Source organism: Lacrimispora sp., from assembly GCF_031982545.1.
In the GTDB taxonomy this organism is placed as follows: Bacteria; Bacillota; Clostridia; order Lachnospirales; family Lachnospiraceae; genus Lacrimispora.
Genome location: NZ_DALYXB010000024.1, coordinates 36,735 through 44,999, shown reverse-complemented (window position 1 = coordinate 44,999; position 8,265 = coordinate 36,735). Strand labels below are relative to the sequence as shown.

Genomic DNA, 8,265 nt, shown 5'->3' with positions numbered 1-8,265 from the left:
GTTTTGGTTAAACTGCGAAACTCTGTGTTCACAAATTAGGCCCACAAGTGTATAAGGAATAATGTACATTAAAAACACATAGTACATCTGTAAGAATTCTTTGGGAGCATAACAGACAAGATGCCATTTACTTTACAACAGATAAACTCAGGAGGAATTCAGCATGAAGAAATTCAAGGATTTCAGCATTACCAAAAAGCTTCTCACAGCATTTATGAGTATGATAGGAATTATACTTTTTGTGGGAATTGTTGGGATTTTCGGCATGGTCCGAATCAATCAGATGGATACTTATTTATATGAAAACCAGACAGCACCATTACGTGAACTGATCACTGCCTCAACCAACTTAAACCAGATACGTACGGATTCCAGGGAAATGATTATCTATGCCGGCGATGCGAAGCAGTTAGAAACGCTGGAGCAGAATTATGCTTCACATAAGGAATCATTTCAAAAAAGTTTTGATCAGTATAAGAAGAGTATAACCAATCAGGATACTATGGCTATCGCAGAAGAATTGGATCAGTTATTCAGAGAAAATTATTCCCCTGCAATTGAAAAATCGCTGGCCTTGGCTAAACAGGAAAATTCAAAAGAATCGCTGGCCTTATTGACGGATCAGCAGGAAAATATCGCTAAAATATTTGAAGATTTTAATCAGCTGGTTGATAAGCGTATGGAATCTGCTCAGGATACCAGCCATAATAATGATAAGACTGCAGGCGCCCTGACCCTCGCTCTTATTATTATCGTAGCAGCAGGTGCTGGTGCTGCCCTATACTTAAGCTTTAAAATTTCTGCAATGATCAGCAATCCAATCACTCAGGTAGTTGAAGCAGCTAAAAAGATCGCTTTGGGACATGTAGATGTGGATTTAAATGAAATTGATACCAAGGATGAAACAGGGCAGCTTGCAAGTGCCTTTACTGAAATGATTCATGGAATTCGTAAACAGGTATTAGTTGCCGAAGATATCAGTAATGGTGATTTTACTCAGGAAGTCCCCCTTCGTTCCGATGAAGATATTCTGGGTCTTGCTCTTCGTAAGATTGAAAACGATTTAAATAAAACTCTTCTTCTGATCAGTACAGCTGCAGAGCAGGTAAATACCGGCGCAGAGCAGGTATCCTCCGCTGCACAGGCTCTTGCCTCCGGTTCCACTGAACAGGCGGCAACTGTTGAAGAATTGAACGCTTCCATTGCCACCGTAGCAAGGCAGTCAGACCAGAACGCAACCAATGTCCGCCTGGCAGCTGGCTATGTACATCAGACCGGTACCGGCGTGGAGGAAAGCAACAGCCACATGCAGAATTTAAATGGTGCCATGGAAAAGATCAGCACCGCTTCTGAGAAGATTTCTAATATTACAAAGGTAATTGAAGATATTGCATTCCAAACAAACATTCTTGCTTTAAACGCTGCTATTGAAGCAGCCCGTGCAGGCAACGCTGGAAAAGGCTTTGCTGTGGTAGCCGATGAAGTACGCAATCTTGCCACTAAATCCGCAGAAGCGGCTCAGGAAACTGCTACTCTCATCATGCATTCAGTAGAAGCTGTGTCAGAAGGCGGACATATGGCAAGTGAGGCTGCAAGAATTCTGAAAGAGGTTTCTGAAAAATCCAGGCTGGTAGAACAGGCAATTCAGGAAATCGAAAACGCCTCTGCTCAGCAGGTAATCGCAATTGAAGAGATTAACCAGGGGCTTTCCCAGGTGTCCTCCGTTGTCCAGACCAATGCAGCAACTGCTGAAGAAAGCTCTGCATCCAGTGAAGAGCTTGCAGCTCAATCCATTACACTTCAGCAGGAGGTCAGCAAATTTATATTAAAAGGTGACCAGACATTCTCCTCCTATGAATACAAACAAACACCAGCATCATACCCAACTGCCAGAAGCATAGACAGTTTTGATAAATATTAATCATACATAACAAAGCAGGTCAGGAATCGCAATGAATTCCTGACCTGCTGCTTTTAAATCTCTACCTCCAAAGCTTCATCAAACCATTCCAGGCAGCGTGATGTCCAGATCTCCCAGGCCTCATCCCTCTGCCCCAGTAACCCCCGATAGAATGCAGCCTCACTCCACTCATCTCCTGACCAGAAATCCGGAGACTCCTGCCAGTCATTGATCAGCTTTTCACAAGCACCGTCTAATTCTTTTACCTTATCTTCTGCCTGTAAAAGCCGCTCTGTCACAAGACTCATTTTCCAGTCAGAATAAGCCTCCTCGCTGGATATCTCCCTCAGCCGGTGTCTTTCCGCTTTTGGAACTGCTCTGATTCCGGCAATCAGAGCCTGCTCTTCCGCTTTGATCTGAGCTGCGATGCCTTCCCCTTTTGCCTTCCTTGTGCGTTCCAGATAATGACCGTAAGAAAATGGATAATAAAAGACCGATTGTTCCTCAAAGATCAACATGGACTCCGCTACCCGATCTAAAAAATAGCGATCATGGGATACAAACAAAATGGTTCCCGTATAAGCCTGAAATGCAGATTCTAAGGTTTCCTTCGCCTTGATATCCATATGATTGGTTGGTTCATCCAGTATAAGAAAATTCGGTCTGCTCTGTAAAAGCTCCGCCAGAACCAGCCTGGCTTTTTCGCCTCCCGAAAGAACATTCACACATTTTCCAGCCTCTTTTCCCCCGAATAAATAAGCTCCAAGAATACTTCTTACCTCTTTCTCTGTCATTACGGGAAATAAGTCATGGAAATGCTCTGCTACGGTTTTATCCGATTGAATCTCGGAAGACAGCTGGTCAAAATAGCCGATGGTAATCTGATTTCCCAGGGAATAATCTCCGGACAAACCAGGGATCAGACCAGCAGCAGTTTTTAAAAAAGTACTTTTCCCTACCCCGTTTGGTCCAAGAATACCAATCTTTTGTCCTCTCCGAATGCGAAATGTAAGTTCTGCAAGAGGTTTCTCATAACCGATTTTTAAATGTTCTGATTCAAATACCCACTTACTGCCTAAAATAGCGGGGGATATGGGTTCTACAAATAGAGAGACCTCATCATCCTCCGGTTTTTCTACCGGTACCAGCCGCTCTGCCGCCTTTCGTTTTGCCCGGGCAAATGCAGCTTTATTAGGTTTGTGCTTAAAGCGCTCCACCAGGTCATTTAACCGTTTCTTCTCTTCCTGCTGCCGCTCATAAGCCTTTGTCTGCAGCCGGATTCTCTTTTTCTTCTCTTCTCTGTACTGGGTGTAGCTGCCTGCATAACGGGTGAGTGTTTTGCCTGACAGTTCATAGATCACAGAAACCGTCTGATCCAGAAAGAAGCGGTCATGGGATACCATAACCACTGCTTTTCCATATCCGTTTAGATATTCTTCCAGCCACTGTATGGTCTGAATATCCAGATGATTGGTGGGCTCGTCTAACAAAAGAATATCAGGTTTTAAAAGAAGATGTCTGATCAGGGCAATTTTAGTCTGCTCTCCTCCCGAAAATTCTGACAGCTTTTTCTTTTTATCTGATTTTTGAAATCCGAATCCGGTAAACAGGATATCATATTCCCGCTCATATTCATATCGTTCCTGTGAGTACTCATTGGAAAAAGAGCAGGAAGAGAATATCTCTTCCTCCACCGTCCGATCCTTCTCAGTAAATGCCTGCTGCTTTAAATATCCAATGGTTAATTTTCTTGCTGTTGTAATACCGCAGTTCTGACGCTTATCATCCCGGTCCAGCTCCAGTTCCCCTGCGATCAGCTTTAAAAGAGTAGTTTTACCCGCTCCATTGCTTCCAACCACCGCTATTTTTTCACTGCCGCGTATTTCAAAATTTATATGAGACAGAATCACATTTCCGCCTGCCGAAACCGTTCCTTCTGTAATCTGGTACAGCATATTAAAATTCCTCAATTTATCTTTTTGTCTTATTCTATCACATAACAAAAATTATACAAGCACCCTGCCATTAAAGAGAGACATGGGTTTTTGCATGGGCCTTTCGATCCCGAATGGATTTCAGCACGGGTACCAGAAAGGTAGCGATAAGACCTCCTGCAAATCCATTGTTGTAAAGGTTCATTCCACCGTAAACAATTCCTACATTAAGCGCTGCAGAAGAGTGTAAAAATCCAGCGAGAATTCCAGCTCCCACTCCAAATTCACCGGCAATGGGCGCCAGTGTGGTAGAAAGAAGAAGGGCAAGCTGTGCGCTGGGATCTGTAATGCTCCATTTTTTCGTATATCCACCGATAATCACACCGATCATGATTGGAAGAATATTACGGGTGTGCTTCCCGGTTGCACTGAATCCTACGATGGTAAAAATCCCGCCTATGGTAGGACCGTTTAAATCACCCCCCACCGAAATTATAAGCAGAGTGGAGACAATCCCGTTAATCCCCATATTAAGAAGCGTAGGCGCAAACCCTTCGGTTTTAACGTAATCGGTTCCGCTGACCCCATAAGATTTTAAGATCTCCAAATATCTTTTCCATACCTGATTCGATAATAGGAAGGAAAATAGTATCATTCCGAAAAACAAAACAATTAAAAGTCTGGTAAATAATAAATTCTGCCCAGTCGACCAGATCAGACGTTCCTCGATCCTGATTCCAAAGGATTTCATCAGAGAAACAATAATCGTGGCAAGGATCCCGCAGGCAAACCCCACATTATAAAGGGAGTAACCCAAGTGGGCATAATGAGTATGGGTAGAAAGAGGCGGAAGCACAAACCCAATGCTCATACCCACAAGAATACTTAAAATCAGCCGTACCCACAGGGGCAGATTACCAATCTGCATGATCTGAGTAATGACCGGAGACAAACAGGTTCCGTAAAACCCTACATAGATATAACGTGTTATGGATGTTTTATGATAATAAGAATATAAACAGATACCCATCATAATGGCCCAGATGTTTAAGATATTTTTCCCAAACAGCGAAAAGCCAAACATGAGGAAGCTTGAGGTAATGGTATGACCGCTCATATCCATCCCCAGAAAATATACGATTGCAATGCTTAATAACGTTAATACACCTGCATTAATAAACGCAGCTCCAATGCCACCAATGGCAATGTAATCCGTAATCAGGAAATCCGGCTCCTGTACGATTGTGATGATTCCCCTACAGATTTCATCAAACGGCTGCAGGCATAATCCTGCAACAATAAAATAAATCGGCACCAGGGCAAGAATCTGGAATTTGGTCCGTCTGGATAACGGGCCGTAATTTCTGAATCTCAATGAAGGTTGTCCTGTCATGTCGTTTTGTTTCCCTCTCCTATGTTAAGTTTTCGCTACGAAATTATTTTATCATTAATAAAAAAGAGGTTCAACTCTTTTTTTGAGTCAGAACCTCTTTTTTTCTTCATTATTTTACAATTTCTCTCATCACTTTCGTCAGCTGAATCATCACAGTAGGGATGATGGCAAGCCCGTAAACAATACCGACCTGTAATCCGCTTAACGGTGATACAGAAAACAGTTTTCCCATAACAGGAACAAAGAGTACTACACTCAGTAAAGCAAATCCCAGAACAAACGCTCCCAGACTGTACCAGTTGCCTTTAAATCCCAGCCGGAAGATAGAATGACTGCTTCTGCAGTTAAATCCATGGAAAAGCCGTGCCAGGGTCAGAGTAGCAAATGCCATGGTACTGGCAACCGCTGCACCCGACTGTCTTAACCCCAATTGAAACGCGATCATGGTACAAACGGATATGAGAGCTCCCTGGAGCATAACCTTTGTCATAAAATCTTTTGTCAGTATGCTTTCTTTGGGGTCTCTTGGCTTCTGGCTCAGAAGACCGTGTTCAGCCGGCTCCATACCGATTGCAATCGCGGGAAGTGAATCCGTTAACAGGTTAATGAATAATAAATGAACAGGAGCAAATGGGATTGGTAAACCCATAATGGAGGTATAAAGGACTGAGAAAATACCAGCCATATTGCCTGACAATAAAAACTGAATGGCATTCTTAATATTCCGGTATACGTTTCTTCCATTTGCCACAGCTTTTATGATGGTGGCAAAATTATCATCTGATAATATCATGGAGGCGGCATCCTTTGATACTTCCGTACCGGTAATTCCCATGGCAACTCCAATATCTGCCTTCTTAAGTGCTGGAGCATCATTCACCCCGTCACCAGTCATGGAAACGATATTGCCTCTTCGCTGCCATGCATCCACGATTCGGATCTTATTTTCTGGCGAAACTCTTGCGAATACGGAGATGTTTACAATTTTTTTATCCAGCTCCTGATCTGTCATTTCATCCAGTTCCGAACCAGTCACTGCTAAATCTCCCTCTTCATAAATGCCGATCTGTCTGGCGATGGCTGTTGCCGTTATTTTATGATCTCCGGTGATCATGACCGGTCGGATTCCTGCATTTTTAGCATCTGCTACTGCAGCTTTTGATTCTTCTCTGGGCGGGTCCACCATGGAAACAAGACCCAGGAATATAAAGTTATTTTCAGAATGAAGGGAAAGTACGTGGGATTCTTCCACTTCTTTATAACCAAAAGCCAAAACCCGAAGTCCATTTTCAGAAAACAAACGATTCTGATTTAAAATAGCTTCTTTGTCTGCTTCTGTCAGATCTCTGATTCCCTGAGAGGTACGGATGCTTACCGTCCGGTCTAACAGTACATCAACCGCTCCTTTTGTCAAAATAGTAGGAACACCGTGAAGCCTGTATTTGGTACTCATCAGCTTACGGTCTGAATCAAAGGGAAGCTCCTCCAGCCTGTGCATGAGATCCCGGATGGTATTGTGGCTGACGGATATTTTACCTGCCATTTCAAGGAGGGCGTATTCGGTAGGATCTCCGATTCCTTTGCCGTCAGCAATGGTGGAATCGTTTGTCAGCACTGCATCATAAAGCAGATAACGGTGAAGCTGATTGGTTAATTCCAGTTCCTCTGGTTTAAATATCTGATCATCTAAGTAAATTTCCTGGACAGTCATCTTATTCTGAGTCAGTGTTCCGGTTTTATCAGAGCAGATTACAGAAACACAGCCAAGACTTTCCACTGCTTTGAGTTCCTTAATAATGGCATTTTCTTTTGCCATACGCTGAGTGCCCATGGCCTGAACTATGGTAACAATGGAGCTTAACGCTTCCGGAATCGCTGCAACTGCCAGGGCAACCGCAAACATCATGGAATCAAGAAGAGGCATTTTACGGTAAAGACTTAATAAGAACACGGCAGCACAGATTACCATAATAACCATGGCAAGGCGGCTGGAAAACTGATCCAGACTGATTTGAAGAGGAGTCTTCTTTTCCTTCGTCGCATTCATCAGACTGGCGATCTTACCGATCTCTGTATTCATACCGGTATCGGTTACAACAACCACCGCTCTTCCGTAGGTTACCAGACTTCCTGAATACACCATATTAGTTCTGTCTGCCAACGGAACGGAAAGCTCCAATGCCCCATCTTCTTTATCCACATTGGTGGACTCTCCTGTCAGGGAGCTTTCGTTCACCTGGAGAGAATAATTATTCAATATCCTTCCGTCTGCCACCACCATATCACCGGCTTCCAGCATCAGGATGTCTCCAGGCACAACTTCTCTGGAAGCAACTTCCGTTTTCTTACCGTCTCTCATGACCCTTGCATTGGGTGAGGATAAGGATTTTAAGCTGGCAAGGGATTTCTGCGCCTTTTCATGCTGAACCGTACCTAAAACAGCATTGAGAATGATAACTGCCATAATTACAATGGTGCTTTCCACATTACCTGACAGCATGGAGATAACAGCCGCTGCAATTAATATTACTACCAGCAGATCCTTAAACTGTTCTGCAAATACTTCAATGGTACTTTTTTTCTTTCCTTCCTCCAGAATATTTTCCCCTTTTTCCTGAAGGAGAGCGGATGCTTTTCCGGAACTTAATCCTTCTTTTTGTGTGTGAAGATCCTTTAATATCTCATTTTCGCTTTTCTGATACCACTCGTTCAAACTATTCCTCCATTCTGACACCCTTAAGTGCCCCGCATCAAAAATGTGTAACTTCAGTCTGATTATCTCTGGCATAAAAGAGTAAAAAAAAGACTTTTAATGAGCCCTCTGAAAAAAGTTCAGAACAAGCACATTAAAAGTCTGGTAACCATAATCTGGTACGCACCGCCAGACTGTATTCTTACAGCCAGGATGTTGACGGTACATTTAAACTACTCCCTTTTAACCAATAATTCAATTATAATCAAATACCGAAAGCTTCATGAGTAATGATTATACCCGTGTATGTTTCGTCTGTCAAGTGATTTCATTTTAATATATACGG

4 protein-coding genes are annotated in these 8,265 nt (G+C 43.0%); 1 reads left to right on the top strand and 3 read right to left on the bottom strand.

The annotated features are described in order from the left end of the window. Positions 1-163: 163 nt before the first annotated feature. On the top strand, positions 164-1,921 hold the full coding sequence (locus ABS301_RS25515) for a methyl-accepting chemotaxis protein (RefSeq protein ID WP_349674852.1): 1,758 nt from the start codon (positions 164-166) through the stop codon (positions 1,919-1,921). Between the two features lie 53 nt (positions 1,922-1,974). On the opposite strand, the gene ABS301_RS25510 is transcribed toward ABS301_RS25515, so the two are convergent. From ABS301_RS25510 to ABS301_RS25500, 3 genes are all read right to left on the bottom strand, one after another. Further along, entirely contained in the window at positions 1,975-3,855 is a 1,881-nt protein-coding gene (locus ABS301_RS25510) for an ABC-F family ATP-binding cassette domain-containing protein (protein ID WP_349674851.1), read from the bottom strand. A 70-nt stretch (positions 3,856-3,925) separates the two neighbouring features. Further along, positions 3,926-5,227, bottom strand: coding sequence for a DUF1576 domain-containing protein (locus ABS301_RS25505; RefSeq protein ID WP_349674850.1), 1,302 nt, complete (start codon positions 5,225-5,227; stop codon positions 3,926-3,928). A gap of 109 nt (positions 5,228-5,336) precedes the next feature. Next, positions 5,337-7,940: a cation-translocating P-type ATPase gene (locus ABS301_RS25500; protein ID WP_349674849.1), complete on the bottom strand. Its 2,604-nt coding sequence runs from the start codon at positions 7,938-7,940 to the stop codon at positions 5,337-5,339. Between the last annotated feature and the right edge of the window lie 325 nt (positions 7,941-8,265).

Coding starts and splice junctions, on each gene's coding strand:
- ABS301_RS25515 (WP_349674852.1), top strand. CDS start 164: ATGAAGAAATTCAAGGATTTCAGCATTACCAAAAAGCTTCTCACAGCA.
- ABS301_RS25510 (WP_349674851.1), bottom strand. CDS start 3,855: ATGCTGTACCAGATTACAGAAGGAACGGTTTCGGCAGGCGGAAATGTG.
- ABS301_RS25505 (WP_349674850.1), bottom strand. CDS start 5,227: ATGACAGGACAACCTTCATTGAGATTCAGAAATTACGGCCCGTTATCC.